17 protein-coding genes and 1 pseudogene are annotated in these 15,448 nt (G+C 70.8%); 8 read left to right on the forward strand and 10 right to left on the reverse strand.

Annotated elements, in window-relative coordinates:
• Together ACFOY2_RS13410 and xseA are read left to right on the forward strand one after the other, a co-directional pair.
• A pseudogene (locus ACFOY2_RS13410) lies at positions 1 to 353 on the forward strand (RNA-guided endonuclease IscB); the annotation flags it as partial.
• Positions 354 to 440: 87 nt separating this feature from the next.
• Positions 441 to 1,652 (forward strand): exodeoxyribonuclease VII large subunit, encoded by a 1,212-nt coding sequence (gene xseA, locus ACFOY2_RS13415; protein WP_379528309.1) that lies wholly within the window; start codon positions 441 to 443, stop codon positions 1,650 to 1,652.
• A gap of 85 nt (positions 1,653 to 1,737) precedes the next feature.
• Here xseA and ACFOY2_RS13420 read toward each other — a convergent pair whose 3' ends face one another.
• Positions 1,738 to 2,340 carry a TetR/AcrR family transcriptional regulator gene (locus ACFOY2_RS13420; RefSeq protein ID WP_379528310.1) on the reverse strand — a complete coding sequence of 201 codons (603 nt, stop codon included), beginning with the start codon at positions 2,338 to 2,340 and terminating at the stop codon, positions 1,738 to 1,740.
• An 80-nt stretch (positions 2,341 to 2,420) separates the two neighbouring features.
• On the opposite strand from ACFOY2_RS13420, the gene ACFOY2_RS13425 reads away from it, so the two are divergent.
• On the forward strand, positions 2,421 to 2,846 hold the full coding sequence (locus ACFOY2_RS13425; RefSeq protein ID WP_379528311.1) for a nitroreductase family deazaflavin-dependent oxidoreductase: 426 nt from the start codon (positions 2,421 to 2,423) through the stop codon (positions 2,844 to 2,846).
• 158 nt (positions 2,847 to 3,004) lie between these two features.
• On the opposite strand, the gene ACFOY2_RS13430 is transcribed toward ACFOY2_RS13425, so the two are convergent.
• Genes ACFOY2_RS13430 through ACFOY2_RS13440 form a run of 3 tightly spaced genes read right to left on the reverse strand, consistent with a single transcriptional unit; the run spans position 3,005 to position 4,441 of the window.
• Positions 3,005 to 3,274 (reverse strand): exodeoxyribonuclease VII small subunit, encoded by a 270-nt coding sequence (locus ACFOY2_RS13430; RefSeq protein ID WP_379528312.1) that lies wholly within the window; start codon positions 3,272 to 3,274, stop codon positions 3,005 to 3,007.
• A 16-nt stretch (positions 3,275 to 3,290) separates the two neighbouring features.
• A complete protein-coding gene (locus ACFOY2_RS13435; RefSeq protein ID WP_379528313.1) occupies positions 3,291 to 3,821 on the reverse strand; it encodes a DUF4245 domain-containing protein in 531 nt (176 codons plus the stop codon).
• A gap of 11 nt (positions 3,822 to 3,832) precedes the next feature.
• Positions 3,833 to 4,441, reverse strand: coding sequence for a TetR/AcrR family transcriptional regulator (locus ACFOY2_RS13440; RefSeq protein WP_379528314.1), 609 nt, complete (start codon positions 4,439 to 4,441; stop codon positions 3,833 to 3,835).
• 231 nt (positions 4,442 to 4,672) lie between these two features.
• Between ACFOY2_RS13440 and glpX the strand changes: the two genes are divergently transcribed.
• Positions 4,673 to 5,704, forward strand: a complete 1,032-nt coding sequence (gene glpX, locus ACFOY2_RS13445) for a class II fructose-bisphosphatase (RefSeq protein ID WP_357824392.1) — start codon at positions 4,673 to 4,675, stop codon at positions 5,702 to 5,704.
• 22 nt (positions 5,705 to 5,726) lie between these two features.
• Here the strand turns inward: glpX and ACFOY2_RS13450 are convergent, their stop codons facing one another.
• The gene (locus tag ACFOY2_RS13450; RefSeq protein WP_379528315.1) at positions 5,727 to 6,377 is read right to left on the reverse strand and encodes a DUF1707 SHOCT-like domain-containing protein; all 651 of its coding nucleotides are present in this window, start codon (positions 6,375 to 6,377) and stop codon (positions 5,727 to 5,729) included.
• A 213-nt stretch (positions 6,378 to 6,590) separates the two neighbouring features.
• On the opposite strand from ACFOY2_RS13450, the gene ACFOY2_RS13455 reads away from it, so the two are divergent.
• Positions 6,591 to 7,262, forward strand: coding sequence for a DUF998 domain-containing protein (locus tag ACFOY2_RS13455; protein ID WP_379528316.1), 672 nt, complete (start codon positions 6,591 to 6,593; stop codon positions 7,260 to 7,262).
• Positions 7,263 to 7,302: 40 nt separating this feature from the next.
• A complete protein-coding gene (locus tag ACFOY2_RS13460) occupies positions 7,303 to 8,466 on the forward strand; it encodes an MFS transporter (protein WP_379528317.1) in 1,164 nt (387 codons plus the stop codon).
• Between the two features lie 7 nt (positions 8,467 to 8,473).
• On the opposite strand, the gene ACFOY2_RS13465 is transcribed toward ACFOY2_RS13460, so the two are convergent.
• Genes ACFOY2_RS13465 through pdxR form a run of 3 tightly spaced genes read right to left on the reverse strand, consistent with a single transcriptional unit; the run spans position 8,474 to position 11,662 of the window.
• Positions 8,474 to 9,280, reverse strand: a complete 807-nt coding sequence (locus ACFOY2_RS13465; protein ID WP_379528318.1) for a TIM barrel protein — start codon at positions 9,278 to 9,280, stop codon at positions 8,474 to 8,476.
• Positions 9,277 to 10,209 carry a Gfo/Idh/MocA family protein gene (locus ACFOY2_RS13470; RefSeq protein ID WP_379528319.1) on the reverse strand — a complete coding sequence of 311 codons (933 nt, stop codon included), beginning with the start codon at positions 10,207 to 10,209 and terminating at the stop codon, positions 9,277 to 9,279. The genes ACFOY2_RS13465 and ACFOY2_RS13470 overlap by 4 nt, the downstream gene beginning before the upstream one ends.
• A gap of 52 nt (positions 10,210 to 10,261) precedes the next feature.
• Positions 10,262 to 11,662 (reverse strand): MocR-like pyridoxine biosynthesis transcription factor PdxR, encoded by a 1,401-nt coding sequence (pdxR, locus tag ACFOY2_RS13475; RefSeq protein WP_379528320.1) that lies wholly within the window; start codon positions 11,660 to 11,662, stop codon positions 10,262 to 10,264.
• Between the two features lie 68 nt (positions 11,663 to 11,730).
• Here pdxR and ACFOY2_RS13480 point away from each other — a divergent pair, with 68 nt between their 5' ends.
• Both ACFOY2_RS13480 and ACFOY2_RS13485 read left to right on the forward strand, forming a co-directional pair.
• Positions 11,731 to 12,603: a DMT family transporter gene (locus ACFOY2_RS13480; protein WP_379528321.1), complete on the forward strand. Its 873-nt coding sequence runs from the start codon at positions 11,731 to 11,733 to the stop codon at positions 12,601 to 12,603.
• 179 nt (positions 12,604 to 12,782) lie between these two features.
• Positions 12,783 to 14,435: a fumarate hydratase gene (locus ACFOY2_RS13485; protein ID WP_379528322.1), complete on the forward strand. Its 1,653-nt coding sequence runs from the start codon at positions 12,783 to 12,785 to the stop codon at positions 14,433 to 14,435.
• Between the two features lie 13 nt (positions 14,436 to 14,448).
• Here ACFOY2_RS13485 and ACFOY2_RS13490 read toward each other — a convergent pair whose 3' ends face one another.
• Complete coding sequence (locus ACFOY2_RS13490) at positions 14,449 to 14,955, reverse strand: GNAT family N-acetyltransferase (RefSeq protein ID WP_379528323.1); 507 nt, start codon at positions 14,953 to 14,955, stop codon at positions 14,449 to 14,451.
• On the reverse strand, positions 14,952 to 15,140 hold the full coding sequence (locus ACFOY2_RS13495) for a DUF5999 family protein (protein WP_357824418.1): 189 nt from the start codon (positions 15,138 to 15,140) through the stop codon (positions 14,952 to 14,954). The genes ACFOY2_RS13490 and ACFOY2_RS13495 overlap by 4 nt, the downstream gene beginning before the upstream one ends.
• Positions 15,141 to 15,448: the final 308 nt, after the last annotated feature.

Consider the following 15,448-nt stretch of genomic DNA (forward strand, 5'->3'; position numbering starts at 1 on the left):
GCGAACTCGCGCAGGTGACCGGGCGGCCGGCCCGCATCCTGGTCGTCAAAGCCACCGGACGCGGCAGCTACAGCCGAACCCGCACCAACCGGTACGGATTTCCCCGCCTGCGCCTACCCCGGATCAAGCACGTCAACGGGTTCGCCACCGGAGACCTCGTCCGCGCCACCGTCGTCAAAGGCAAGAACACCGGAGTCCACACCGGACGTGTCGCCGTCCGCGCCACGGGTTCTTTCAACGTCACCACCGTGGCCGGCACCCGCCAGGGCATCAGCCACAAGCACATCCGCCTGCTCCAAAGAGCCGACGGCTACGGCTACACCACACGTCAGGAGAGCATCATTGAACGGTGAACGTCAGGGCACGCTCAGGCCCTTGAGTGCCTTCCCGTTCCCGTTTCCTCCCCGGTCTGAACGCCGGGGTATCCACGGGAGCTTCTGATGACCGAGAAGACCACACCCGAGTCTCCGCTGCCGATCCGCACGGTCCTTCAGATGGTGGGCGGCTGGATCGGCAGGCTCGGCACGGTCTGGGTCGAGGGCCAGATCACCGATCTGAGCGCCCGCGGCGGCACGGTGTTCCTGACCCTGCGCGACCCGGTCGCCAACGTGTCGGCCCGGGTCACCGCGCCACGCGGCGTCTACGAGGCGGCCGTGCCCCGACCGGCCGACGGCGCCAGGGTCGTGATGCAGGTCAAGCCGGACTTCTGGGTCAACAAGGGTTCGTTCGCCTTCACCGCGCTGGAGATCCGCCCGGTGGGCGTGGGCGAGCTGCTGGCCAGGCTGGAGCGGCTCAGGCAGCTCCTGGCCGCCGAGGGGCTGTTCAACGCTGACAGGAAGCGGCGGCTTCCGTTCCTGCCCGGCACGGTCGGGCTCATCTGCGGCCGCGACTCCGCGGCCGAGCGCGACGTGCTGGAGAACTCCCGCAGGCGCTGGCCGGCCGTGCGGTTCAAGGTCGAGGAGGTGGCCGTCCAGGGGCCCTACGCCGTGGGCGAGGTGACCGAGGCGCTGCGCAAGCTCGACGCCGACTCCGAGGTCGACGTCATCGTCATCGCCCGTGGCGGCGGCTCTTTGGAGGACCTCCTGCCCTTCTCCGACGAGACGCTCGTCCGCTCGGTGGCCGCCTGCCGCACCCCGGTGGTGAGCGCGATCGGCCACGAGCAGGACAGCCCGCTGCTCGACCTGGTGGCCGACCTGCGCGCCTCCACCCCCACCGACGCCGCCAAGAAGGTCGTGCCCGACGTCGGCGAGCAGCTCACGCTCGTGCGCCAGCTCCGCGACCGGGGCCGCAGGGTGCTGAGCGGCTGGCTCGACAGGGAGATGTCCTGGCTGACGTCGGCCCGTTCCCGCCCGTCGCTGGCCGATCCCGTACGCGAGCTCGAACGCCGGGCCGAGCAGGTCGACGCGCTGCGCGACCGGACCAGGCGCTCGCTGTCGGGCTCGCTCGACCGGGCGGGCGACGGCCTCACACACCTGCGGGCCAGGCTCGTCACCCTGTCGCCCGCGGCCACCCTCGAACGCGGTTACGCCATCGTGCAGCGCCCGTCGGGCGAGGTCGTCCGCCTGGCCAAGGACGTCGCCCCCGGCTCCCCGCTGACGATCCGCCTCAGCGACGACCGCCTGAGCGTGCGCACCGAATCAGGGGACGCGTAACGGCCGATCGACCCACAAGCTTGTGGGTCAGCCGCCCAAGGACACCGCCGCCGAACTGTTGGAGTGACGTGCGGAAACCGGGCCTCTAGCCCTGTGTGATGGCTGCCGCCATGGTGGCCAGCCCTGATTTGATCTCCTCGACGGTCATGCCGCGCTGCTCCCGCTGCAAGGCGATCAGGCGGGCGTTGACGGGTGCGAGGAGGGCGTCGGCCAGGAACGCGGCGTCGGCCCGCGGGCAGGCCTGGGCGATCAGGGTGGCCAGGTGGATGTGGTGCACCCGGTAGGGGCCGCTGAAGCTGTCGGTCTTGCCGCCCCGCTCCAGCAGCAGGAACAGCCCCTGATCGGCCACGATGCGGTCGACCAGCGCGCGCAGGAACGCCGTGATCCGCTCGGCGGGCGGCGCTCCTGGACCGAGCGGCGGCAGCCCGGACAGGAACGCGGCCTGAAAACGCCGTTCGCTCTCGTCGATCAGCGCGTAGAGGAGGCCCGCCCGGTCGCCGAAGCGCCGGTAGACGGTGCCCACGCCGACGCCCGCCACACGGGCCACCTCGTCGAGCGAGAGGTTGTCGGCGCCGCACTCGGCGATCATCATCGCCGCGGTCTCAATGATCTTCTGCCGGTTCCGCGCGGCGTCGGCCCGCTCCTGCTGGGGCTGCCCGATGACGGGCAGCAGACGTTGTCCGCGCATGGCTGCAGCATACCGATGGAAACCGGAGGAATCTCCGGTTAAACTCTAACCGGAGATTCCTCCGATTCAAGGAGCTGACGATGCCCAACGACTTCAACCAGCAGGTCATAGATGAGTTCCGGGCCAACGAGGGCCGGGTCGGCGGCATGTTCGAGGGCGCGCCGCTGGTGCTGCTCACGACCACGGGCGCCAAGAGCGGCAGGTCGACGACCTCGCCGGTGATGTACCTGAAGGACGACGACCGCTACGTCGTCGTCGCCTCCAACGCCGGCGGCGACGCCCACCCCGCGTGGTACCACAACCTGCGCGCCACCCCTGCGGCCACGGCCGAGATCGGAAGGGAGACGTTCACGGTGCGGGCCGAGATCGCCGAGGGCGAGGAGCGCGATCGGCTCTACGCGCGGATGGTGGCGGTGCAGCCCACGTTCGCCGAGTATCAGGCCAAGACCAGCCGCCGCATCCCGGTGGTCGTCCTGCGCCGCACGTCGGCGGCGGGGAAGCCCTGAGCGCCACGCTCGACGCCCGGAACGCCGCCGACGCACCCGATACCCGGGTCAACGGAGTCGGGCCCGTAAGGGGCCATTGACGGCCGGGAAGGGCACTCACCCAACCGGGCCGGGGCCGGAAGGAGCGCTCGCCCAAGAGCGTCCGTACCGGGAGAGGGTCAGAAGGGGGCGTCGTCGCCGTGGCCCGCGCCCGGTTCGGACCGGCGGGCCATGGCGGCGGCCAGCTTGACCCTGGCCCCCTGCAGCCACTCTTCACAGACGGCCGCCAGCTTCTCGCCCCGCTCCCAGAGCTCGATCGACTGCTCCAGCGTCAGCCCGCCGGTCTCGAGGCGGCGCACCACCTCGGTCAGCTCCTCGCGGGCCTGCTCGTACGAGGGCGTCCTGTCGTCTGCTGCCACGTTCACCACCCTAGAGGTGCGCACCGACATCCGCGCCTCGACAGGCTCAGCCCTTGGGGCGCTGCTGAAGGACGGCGGCCAGCTCCGCGAGCTCGGCCCAGTCGGCCGTGCCGGTGATCACCAGCGTCACCTCCGGCAACGTCCGCACCAGCGAGCGCTGCTTCTTGTCCTCGCGGAAGCGCTGCTCCCAGGTGACCCCGCCGACCTGCTGCGTGCCGACGGGCTTGTCGGTGTTGGCCATGCGGCTGGCGAAGGCGGCGGCGGGCCGCTCGTCACTCTGGACGAACATCGCGTGCTCGCGCTTGCCCGTGGCGTAGCCGAGGTAGAGGACCTCGGCGCCGTTCTCGCCCTTGGCGATCCTGTTGCTGTTGGGCACCCAGTTGGCCGGGTCTTTCCGGGGCGCCCACACACCGTAGGGGACGGAGTGGCCGAAGTTGGCGACGGTGATGGAGTATTCGCGCTTCGGGATGTGCTCTTCCCTGCTCTGCGGGGTGATCAGCAGGAACAGCCCCGCGCCCGCGAGGCAGACGAAGAGGGCGACCGCGTAGCCGTAGAGTCCTTGGGTGAACCGTTGCACACTTGGCGAGGTTACCGGCTGGAGGAGGCGGTCGCGGAAGCGGCCGGGCGGATCTGCCCGATGATGGCGAGCACCTGCTCGGCCAGGGCGCGGTCGCCCGTGCGCACGACCTCCGACTGCGCCGCCGCCAGAGCCCCGGTGATCACGACGACGAGCGCCGCCTCGTTCTCGAACAGCGCCGCGTTGAGCTCCGCCCACGTGCGCAGCCGCTCGCGCATGACCACCTCGAACCCGGGCGGCCCGTCGCCGCGCAGGAACAGCTCGGCCAGTTCCCGCTCCTCCAGGCAGCCGTCGAGGTAGGCGCGGGCGGCGGCGAGGAAAACGCGCATCGGGTCGCTCTCGCCGGCGGCGCGGGCCTGGCGGGCGGCCTGCTTGGTTCTGCGCATCTGCCCGGCCTGGAAGTCCTCGAACAGGGTGAGGTAGAGGTCGGCTTTGCCGGAGAAGTGGTGGTAGAGGCTGCCCACGCTGGCTTCGGCCCTGGCCACCACGTCCGTCACGCCCGCCTCCGCGAACCCTTTGGAGACGAAGATCTCCCTGGCGGCGGCGAGAAGGGAGCTGCGGGTGGCCGCGCCACGCTCGGACGTACGCGGCTGGGTCGCCACCTGTTCCACATCGCTCATCGGGTTCTCCTCCACGGCGGGGCAGCCATGCTCCATGGTGAGGGCAAGATCCTTGGTGCGCACACCGTACGGCGCAAAATCCCGCTCTCCGTTTCACAGGGCGACCATGTCGAAGCTTACAGACGGCCCGCGGACCGAGGAGTAAGCCAGGCTGGGCAGATTATCCCCCTCTGACCGGGAATAGGGGGACAACTACGATCGAGAGAGTTGTTCTACGAGGAGGCCACCATCATGTCCGACACATCGGTCCCGGCGGCGCTCGCCACGGGCGAGCACGCCCCCGATCGAAACCTGGCCATGGAACTCGTCCGCGTCACCGAGGCGGCGGCCATGGCGGCGGCCCGATGGGTCGGCCGCGGCGACAAGAACGGCGCCGACGGCGCGGCGGTGAACGCCATGCGCCAGTTGATCAACACGGTCTCCATGAACGGCGTGGTGGTGATCGGCGAGGGAGAGAAGGACCATGCGCCGATGCTGTTCAACGGAGAACGCGTCGGCGACGGCAGCGGCCCCGACTGCGACGTGGCCGTGGACCCCATTGACGGCACCAGATTGACGGCGTTGGGCATGCCCGACGCGGTCTCGGTGATCGCGGTGAGCGAGCGCGGCTCCATGTACGACCCGTCGGCCGTGTTCTACATGGAGAAGCTGGTCACGGGCCCCGAGGCCGCCGACGTGGTGGACATCGAGGCCCCCGTCGCGGTCAACATCAACGCGGTGGCCAGGGCGAAGGGCTGCTCCCCTTACGACGTGACGGTGGTCGTGCTCGACCGGCCCAGGCACGAGCGACTGGTCAAGGAGATCAGGGAGGCGGGCGCGCGCATCAAGTTCATCACGGACGGCGACGTGGCCGGCGCGATCATGGCGGCCCGCGCGGGCACCGGGATCGACCTGATGCTGGGCATCGGCGGCACGCCCGAGGGCATCGTGGCCGCGTGCGCGCTCAAGTGCCTGGGCGGCGTGATCCAGGGCCGTCTCTGGCCGCGCGACGACGCCGAGCGCCGCAAGGCCGTCAACGCCGGCCACGACCTCGACCAGGTGCTCACGACCAACGATCTGGTCGACTCCGACGACGTGTTCTTCGCCGCGACGGGCATCACGCACGGGGAGCTCATGCAGGGCGTGCACTTCCGCGCCGGCTCCGCGGTGACCCAGTCGCTGGTGATGCGCGGCCGTTCCGGCACCATCCGCAAGATCGACAGCGAGCACCAGCTCTGGAAGCTGAAGGCCTACAGCGCGATCAACTTCGAGTCCGCGGGCTGAGGAGCGCGGGTACGCGGGACGGCTAACGACGGCGCTTGCGCCGCGGCGGCTCCTTGACCTTGACCTCGCCGGCGAAGTTGGTGGTGTGGACCTCGACGACGGGCGCGCCCGGCTCGGTCGGCTGCTTGGTCAACCGGACGGTCTTGTCCTTGGTGACCCTGATCACCTCCAGCCCCTCCGGCACCTGGATCTCCAGGCCGCCGAAGACGAGGGTGGCGTTGATGATGATCCGCCGGTTCTGCAGGATGGCGTCGCGGAAGTCCAGCTTGGTCGTCCCGAACATGGCCGTCACGCCCAGTTCGGCGGGCACGACCCAGCGTCCGCCGCGCTGTTCCTTCTTGAAGATGGCCGACACGGGCCGGCCGTCGAGGTTGAGCGGCTGCTGCTCGGCGGGCAGCAGGTCGGCGGTGAGCGCGGCCAGCTCGCCGAGCGTGCGGGCGGCGTAGAGCACGCCCAGCCGCTCCTCCAGCTCCTCAAGGGTGAGCCGGCCGTCGGCGTGGGCGTCCTGGAGCACCTGGGCGATGCGTTCGCGGTCGGCGTCGGAGGCGCGGAGCTCGTGGGGCTGCGGCGTGTCGGGCGACGCGGCCGGGCGGCGCGCCGACACGAACTCCTCGGCCAGCCGCTCCCCGACCTCTTGCAGCTTCGGCAACCACGATCCCGCGCGTTCGTTCACACTTCTGACGATATCTGGCGCTCGTCTGATTCGCTCGTGCCAATTGACCCGCTTCAGCGGATACGCACGCGTAGGTCGGTGTTCCCCTCCGCCAGGTACGCGTTCACCTCGGCGTGGCGGTTCCGCCGGCCCGTCAGCAATCGCATGAAACGGTATGAACCCCCCGGAATCTCCGCGGGTTCCGAGCCGTTGATCCCCGCAAAGGGGAGGTGCGTGCGCGTGCATCAACCGGCGCGGTGGGGTCTGGGCGCGGCAGGGACGGGCGTGGCGGTGATCGCCGGTCTGGAGCTGGCCAGCCTCGACGAGATCAACCCGATCAGGCGGACCATCAGCGAGCACGGCCTCGGCCCCGACGGCTGGATCTTCGCGCTCGGGGTGGGACTGCTGGCGGCCGGTTCCGCGGCCATCGGGGTGTCGCTGGCGCGCAAGAGGCTGGCCGGGATCTTCGGCACCATCGCGCTCATGAGCTGGAGCGCGGGGCTGTTCGTGACGGCCTGGTTCGAGAAGCACGACTGGTCGGTGGGGCCCTCCATGAGCGGGAGCATCCACCGGGCGGGCAGCATCGTGGCCTTCATCAGCCTGCCGCTGGCCGCCGTGATCATCGCCAGGCCGTGGCGGCACCGTGAGCGGTCGCGGGCGACGCTGCTCGCGTTCGGGTTCGGGATCTGCTCGGTGTTGTGGGTGGTGGGCATCGGCACGATGATCGCGATCGCGGCCCGCGACGGGCTGCCGTGGTGGCAGGTGATGCCGCTCGGGCTGGTCGAGCGAGGTCTGGCGGTCACGGAGGTGGCGGCGCTGCTCGCCCTGGGGGTGTGGGCGGCGGCCAAGCGGCTCGGGGCGGCGGACGAACCGCTGGCGGAGGAGGCACACCAGCCGCTAACCTGACCGCGCCTCACGTTTGATACCCCCCGATCAGGAGGCCGTCGTGCCGTCCTCGCGTGATCGCCAGGCCCGCCTCGCCACGTACGCCGTCTACGCCGTGCAGGGCCTGTCGTTCGCCTCGCTGCTCATCCAGGTCGCCAACCTGCAGGCCAAACACGGGCTCGACGAGGGCTCGCTGACGGCGCTGCTGCTGATCGTGCCGGTGTTCGCCGGCCTCGGAAGCGTGGCGGCCGGCGAGTTCGCGGCCAGGCGGGGCAGCAAGCCGCTGCTGCGCCTCGCCCAGCCGGTGGTCGCCGTCGCCGTGGTGCTGGCCGGGCTGGCGCCCAACGTGCCGCTGCTGGTGCCGGTGCTGCTGGTGTTCGGGGTGGCCGTCGGCGCGGTGGACGCGGGCATGAACATGCAGGGCGTGGCCGTCGAACGCAGGTACGGCGTCCAGGTGCTGAACGGCTTCCACTGCGTGTGGAGCGCGTTCAGCATGCTCGGGGCGCTGTGGGCGTCGGTGGCCGCCGACCTGCCGCTCCCGCTGGTCATGGCGGCCCCGATGGTCCTCGCCGTCGCCGGCTCGCTCTACGCGGGCCGCGACCTGTGCACGCGCGAGGAGGAGAAAGTGGCGCCCGCCGCCACGAGCGCCCCCGCCGCGCGCTTCCCTTGGCGGCCGATCATCCCGCTCTGCCTGGCCATGGGCTTCCTGTACGTCGGCGACGCCGCCGTCTCCAACTTCAACACCGTCTTCATGAAGGAGATCCTGGACGCGGGCCCCAAGGTGATCCCGCTGGCCTACGTCGCCTACCAGGCCACCACGCTGGCCGTCAGGCTCGGCGGCGACCTCGCCGTCAGGCGCTACGGCCCCGCCGCCATCGTCAGGATCGGCGGCCTGATCGCCACGCTGGGCTTCCTGGGCGTGGTCACCGCCCCGAGCCAGCCGCTGGCCATCGTCGCGTTCGGGCTGACCGGGGTGGGATTGTCCGTGGTGGCGCCGCAGTCGTTCTCGGCGGCGGGCCGGCTGGACCCGGCGGGCACCGGGGTGGCCATCGCCCGGGTGAACCTCTTCAACTACGTCGGCTTCATCGTGGGCGCGGCCCTGGTGGGCGTGATCGCGGACGCGGCGGACATGCGCATGGCCTTCGTGGCGCCGCTGGTGCTGTCCGCCGTGATCATCGCCCTGGCGCCGGGCTTCCAGCCGAAGAAGGCCGTCTCGACGACGTGATCGCCCCTCAGCCGGTCCCCAGCACCCCGTCCAGGAAGGCCAGGCTGCGCCGGACGTCCTCCATGGGCCGATCCTCGGGGCCGGAGAGGATGACGTCCTGCTCCATGACGAACCAGCCCTCGTATCCGCCGCCGTCGAGCCCCGCGACGATGCCCGCGACGTCGACGTCGCCCTGGCCGAGCGGACGGTAGACGCCCGCGCGCACCGCCTGCGTGTAGCTCAGCCCGCCGCCGGAGACCTGGCCCGCGATGCGGGCGTCCACGTCCTTGAGGTGCACGTGCGCGATCCGCGACGGGACGGACGTGACCAGGGCGGCCGGGTCGGTGCCGCCGATGAGCAGGTGCCCGGTGTCCAGGCAGAGCGGGATGGAGCTGTCCGCGAGCACCCTTTCAACCTCGTCGCGAGTCTCGATCATGGTGCCGACGTGCGGGTGCAGGCTGGCCCTCGAGCCGAGCGCGGCGGCGATCCTGTCAAGGTTGGCCAGCAGCGTGGCCCAGCCGGCGGCGTCGAGGGCGGGGCGCGCGTCGTAGCCGTCCGTCCCCGTGGCGGCCGCCAGGACCAGCGTGCCCTCCTCCGGCAGGTCCCGCAGCGGGTCGTGGCCGGGGTCGTGCAGCACCACGGGCACGAACGCGCCCGCCAGGCTCAGCCCGTACGACTCGATGAGCTCCCGCGTCAGGAAGCCCTGCGGGCCGAGCTCGGTCGCGGTGAGGCCGAGTTCGCGCATCTCGGACAGCACCCGCTCAGGTTCGAGCTGGAACCCCCAGCCGGGGACCTCGCACACGCCCCACGAGATGGGCGCCCCCGCCAGCTTCATCGCCGCACCTCCGCGACCTCGACCGGACGGCGTTCGCGCAGCGACAGATCGGCGGCCTCGGCCACGTAGAGCGCCTCCAGCGCGTCCCCGATCGTGCACGGGCTCTCGCCGCCGGTCAGGAAGCCGTCGATCTCGCTGCGGTAGGCGGCCTCGAAACGGGTGACGAAGTCCGGCCAGGGCTCCTCCGGCGTGTGCTCCTCGGTGTGGAGGGGGGCGCGCCCGTCCAGGCCCGCCACCATGGTGCGCCTGCTGCCCGCCAGCTCCATGCGCACGTCGTAGCCGCCGCCGTTGTAACGGGAGCCCTGCAGGGTGGCCAGCGTGCCGTCGTCCAGGGTGAGCAGCGCGGCGCTGTTGTCCACGTCACCCGCCTCCTCGAAGAAGGCCGCGCCCCTGTTGGCCCCCGTCGCGTAGACCGAGACGACCTCGCGGCCCGTCACCCAGCGCAGGATGTCGAAGTCGTGGATGTGGCAGTCGCGGAAAATGCCGCCGGAGGTCGCGATGTACTCGGCGGGCGGCGGCGCGGGGTCGGCGGTGACCATGTGGACGCGGTGCAGCTCGCCCAGCTCGCCCTCGCGCAGCGCGGTGGCCGCGGCCACGTATCCCGGGTCGAATCTGCGCTGGAACCCGATCTGCACCCGGTTGCCCGCGCTGGCCTCCAGCACCTTGACGGTCTCGGCCACCGTGGCGGCGACCGGTTTCTCGCAGAAGGCGGGGATGCCCCGCTCGCAGGCTCTGATGATCAGTTCGGCGTGGGTGCCGGTCGGGGTGGCGATCACCACGGCGTCCGACTCGAACGGGTCGCCCGGTCCGCCGTAGGGCGACGTCCGCACGGGGTCGGCCACGATCAGCTCGTCCACCAGCGGATGCGCGGCCAAGGTGGCGGCGTGGAAGGCTCCGATCCTGCCGAGTCCCAGCAGTCCCACACGCATGGCATCTCCAATCGGGGTGTGGTCTTTTCCTTCTTAGGTGAGATCGACTCCCTCAGTCAACATCTTGTCCTGACATTCTGACTTTTAAGCCTCGCACGGCCTCGGGGGCCTTGTGCGGGGGCAGCCGCGCGAACCCCACCACCACCGCCGGCGGCCCCTGAGACTCGCGCATCGGCCCCACAGGCTCGGCCGACAGCCCCAGCTCCAGCCCGTGCCGCGCCACGCGGGCCTCGTTCCAGCCGCCGGGCAGCTCCAGGTACACGTGCAGCCCCGCGTCGATGCCCCTGACCCTGACCTCAGGCAGTTCCTCGGCCAGCGCCGTGACCAGGGCGTCCCTGCGGCGGCGGTACTCCCTGCGCATGCGGCGCAGGTGCTTGTCATAGCCGCCGGTCCGCAGGAAGTGCGCGAGCGCGTACTGCTCGATGACCGGCGAGCCCAGGTCCAGCTCGCCCCTGGCCCTGCGCACGGCCTCGGCCACGTCCGCGGGCGCGGCCACCCAGCCCAGCCGCAGGCCGGGCGCGAGCGCCTTGCTGACGCTGCCCGCCAGGATCACCCGGTCGGGGGCCAGGCCCTGGAGGCAGCCGACGGGGTCGCGGTCGAAGCGGAACTCGGCGTCGTAGTCGTCCTCCAGGACCACCCGGTCGCCCGCGTACGCCCACTCCATCAGGGCGGCCCTGCGCGGCGGGGAGAGCACCACGCCCGTCGGGTACTGGTGCGCGGGCGTGACCAGCACGGCGTCGCCGCTCAGCCGCCGCACGTCCAGGCCCTCCTCGTCCACGGGGACCGGCACCAGGTGCGCGCCCGCGCGTCTGAGCAGCGGGAGCTGGCGGTGGCTGGCCGGGTCCTCCACGGCCAGCCGGATCGTGCGCTGCCGGCTCAGCACGTGCAGCACCAGGCTCAGCCCCTGGGCCACACCGCCGACGATCACGAGGTTCTCCGGGCGCACGTCGGCCGCCCTGACCCTCCTGAGGTAGCCGGCCAGCTCTTCTCGCAGGTCAGGCACGCCGCCGGGGTCCCCGTAATCGAACGCGTCCGAAGGTACGGTGGCCAGGACGTGCCTGACGGCCGCGAGCCAGCGTTCACGGGGGAAGTGGCCGAGGTCTGGAGAGGTGGGGCGATGGCCGTAGTACGGCGCGCGCACGGAGGCGCTCTGTCTCCGGCGCACAGGTGTGGCGGGGCGAGGCGCCTTCTGCCGGGAGCGTGCGGCGGGCGCGGGGGTGACCTGGGTGCCCACTCCGACCCTCGACGCGAGGAAGCCCTCGGCGACGAGCTGCTCGTAGGCCTCGACCACGACGCCTCTGGAGACCTGCAGGTCGATGGCGAGGTCGCGGGTGGCGGGCAGGCGGGTGCCCGGCGTCAGCCGGCCGTGGCGGATGGAATCGCGCAGCTCGGACGCGATCTGCCCGGCGATTCCCCCCTTATCTCGATTTATCTGGATATGGAGATCAGCCATATTGGTCCTGTCTTCCCGCCGGGCATTGGACTGATTGCGGGAACCATTGTCTCTCTAGCATCCTCCGCATGAACAAGGGCGTCATCGGTGCGGCCACCGCCATGTTCCTCGTCGGAACGCTGGCCGGAGTCTCGGGGCTGGTGGCCGGCTACCCCATCTACGGCGGGCAGGCCGTCCGGTATTTCGTGGGGGCGGTCACCCTGCTCATCATCACCAGGGTGCTCGGCCTGCGCTTCATCAAGCTGACCAGGCGCGAGGCCGTCTGCCTGGCCGGGCTCACCCTGCTCGGCCTGGTCGCCTTCAACGTCTGCGTGATCGAGTCGGCCCACGCCGCGGGCCCCGGCCTGGTCGGAACCGTTCTCGGCACCGTGCCGCTGGCGCTCGCGCTGGCCGGCGGCCGTCCCGCGCCCCGGCTGCTCGTCGCCGCGACCGTCGTCGTGGCCGGCGCCACGCTGGCCACCGGGCTCGGCAGCGGCAACCTGCCGGGGCTGCTGTGGGCGCTGGGGGCTCTCGTCGGCGAGGTGAGCTTCTCCCTGCTGGCCATCCCCCTGCTGCCGAGGCTGGGGGCGATCAGGGTGTCGGCGTACTCGACGGCGCTGGCCGTCCCCCTGCTGATGGTGGTCGGGTTCGTGGACGAGGGCACGGGCATGTTCCGCGTGCCGACGCTCGCCGAGGCCCTCGGGTTCGCCTACCTGGCGATCGTGGTCACCGTGGTGGCGTTCTTCCTCTGGTACACCTCGCTGCCCAAGCTGGGGCCGGGCCACGCCGGGCTGTTCGCGGGGCTCATCCCGGTGGCGGCGATCGTCACGGGGGTGGTGCTCGGGATCGCCACGCCCACGGCCTACGACCTGCTGGGGGCCGGGCTGGTGATCGCGGGGATCGTGCTCGGCCTCACCGCCAGGCGCTCACAGGCCCCCGTCGTGGCACCCAACGAAGCGTGACGTCCTCGGGCGGGCGGCCAGGACGGCGGGCGAGGGCGGGCGCGTAATCTCTAGGGGACTGACGCGTCCCTTTCGCGCACCCCGCACCATCCCCTGATCCGTCAGCGACGACACACGAAAGGAGGAAGCGCGGAACCTCCGCCTCCGGCACGAACCCCGGAGCGCTCCGCGTAAACCTCATGGGCGAGTTCGACTACACCGATCTGCTGCCGCTGGGAGCCGACGAGACCGAGTACCGGCTGATCACGACGGAGGGGGTGCGGCGGGTCGAGGCGGCAGGACGCACGTTTCTCGAGGTCGCGCCGGAGGCGTTGCGGCTGCTGACCGAGACGGCCGTCCACGACATCTCCCACTTCCTGCGCACCTCCCACCTCGCCCAGCTCAGAAAGATCGTCGACGACCCCGAGTCCAGCGGCAACGACCGCTTCGTCGCGCTCGACCTGCTCAAGAACGCCTCCATCTCGGCCGGCGGCGTCCTGCCCATGTGCCAGGACACCGGCACCGCGATCGTCATGGGCAAGCGCGGCCGCCACGTGCTGACCGACGGGCTCGACGCCGAGCACGTCTCGCGCGGCGTGTACGACGCCTACACCCGGCTCAACCTGCGTTACTCCCAGATGGCGCCGCTGACCATGTGGGAGGAGAAGAACACGGGCGACAACCTGCCCGCCCAGGTCGAGCTGTACGCGGAAGACCCCCACGGCCACGCCGACGAGTACAAGCTGCTGTTCATGGCCAAGGGCGGCGGCTCGGCCAACAAGTCGTTCCTGTACCAGGAGACCAAGGCCGTGCTCAACGAGAAGCGCATGCTGGCCTTCCTGGAGGAGAAGATCCGGTCGCTGGGCACCGCGGCGTGCCCGCCGTACCACCTGGCGGTCGTCGTCGGCGGCACCTCCGCCGAGTTCGCGCTGAAGACCGCCAAGTACGCCAGCGCGCGCTACCTCGACTCGATCCCGACCGAGGGCTCGGCGTCGGGGCACGGGTTCCGTGACCTGGAGATGGAGGCCAAGGTCTTCGAGCTGACGCAGAAGCTGGGCATCGGGGCCCAGTTCGGCGGCAAGTACTTCTGCCACGACGTACGCGTCATCCGCCTGCCCCGCCACGGGGCCTCCTGCCCGGTGGCCATCGCGGTGTCCTGCTCCGCCGACCGGCAGGCGCTGGCGAAGATCACGCCGGAGGGCGTGTTCCTGGAGAAGCTGGAGACCGACCCGGCCCGCTTCCTGCCGGAGACGACCGACGAGCACCTGTCGGAGGACGTCGTCCAGGTGGACCTCAACAAGCCCATGCCGGAAATCCTCGCCCAATTGACGAAATATCCGGTCAAGACCAGGCTCTCCCTCACCGGACCCCTCGTGGTCGCCCGCGACATCGCCCACGCCAAGATCGCCGAACTCCTCGACAACGGCGGCGAGATGCCGCAGTACCTGAAGGACCACGCCGTCTACTACGCCGGGCCCGCCAAGACCCCCGAGGGATACGCGTCCGGCTCCTTCGGGCCCACGACGGCCGGGCGGATGGACTCGTACGTGGAACGCTTCCAGGCCGAGGGCGGGTCGATGGTGATGCTGGCCAAGGGCAACAGGTCCAAGCAGGTCACGGACGCCTGCCAGAAGCACGGGGGCTTCTACCTCGGCTCCATCGGCGGACCCGCGGCTCGGCTGGCCCAGGACTGCATCAAGAAGGTGGAGGTGCTGGAGTATCCGGAGCTCGGCATGGAGGCGGTGTGGAAGATCGAAGTGGTGGACTTCCCCGCGTTCATCGTGGTCGACGACAAGGGAGATGACTTCTTCACCGATCGTACGGGCCCCGTCCTGACGATCGGCCGTCGCTGACCGGGCCGAACCGTCAGGCGGTGAAGGGGGCCGGGTAGGCGATCGTGCCGCCCGGCACCACCCAGGTCTTGTCGAGCACCAGCGCCATCATCGCCTCGTCGGGCACGTCGAAGGGCGCCCTGATCCCGTACGCGGAGGCGCGGACGAAGCCGAAGCGCGGGTAGTAGCTGGGGTGCCCGACCACGAGCACCAGATGCTCCCCCTGCTCACGGGCCCTGACCAGCCCGGCGGCGATGGCGGCCGAGCCGGCGCCCCTGCGCTGGTAAGAGGGCAGGACGGCGCAGGGCGCGAGAGCCAGGGCGGGAACGCCGTCGACGTGGCAGCGGGTGAGGAGGGCGTAGCCGGCGACGACCCCGTCGTGCTCGGCCACGACAGACAGGCCCGGCATCCAGGCCGGGTCCTTGCGGAGGGCGTCGACCAGGTCGGCCTCGAGCGAGGTGGGGAAGGCGGCGAGGTTGACCTCGCGCACCGCCGCAACGTCTCGCTCCTCCTCCGGCCTGGCGACCCAGGAGATCGTCACGCGGCGACCGCGGACCGGTGCGGCGCCACGACGGAGCCGTCGGGCAGCAGCAGACCGGTGTCCTCGAACAGCACGACGCCGTTGCAGAGCAGGCTCCACCCCTGGTCGGGGTGGGCCGCGATCACGACCGACGCCTCTCGGTCGGGCGAGTCGGCACTAGGGCAAGCGGGGTGGTGACTGCACATCGCGCACCTCTCAGATTGCGCTCCTGATTACGGGTTTCAAAAGGGCAGGGATCGCCCCGAGGGAGTGCGAAGGTCCAGCGTGGCTCTGGTCGGCCGCTTCAGCCGGCGACGAACCCGGGTCTGGCGCATCTTCATCACGTCCTTCGTGGTCTGTCATCAGTGGGAGGGACCGTGGCCTACCTCTTCATTGTGCGAACCGGGACCGACAGTTTCCGATCCGCCCTTATGGCCAGATCATGCCCCCGTCCCCTTTCGACACCCTTACAACTCGCTGACGGGGTCTCGTGGTTCCTGACGCAAGCCTGCCG

The organism is Nonomuraea purpurea (assembly GCF_042650645.1).
Taxonomy (GTDB): domain Bacteria; phylum Actinomycetota; class Actinomycetes; order Streptosporangiales; family Streptosporangiaceae; genus Nonomuraea; species Nonomuraea purpurea.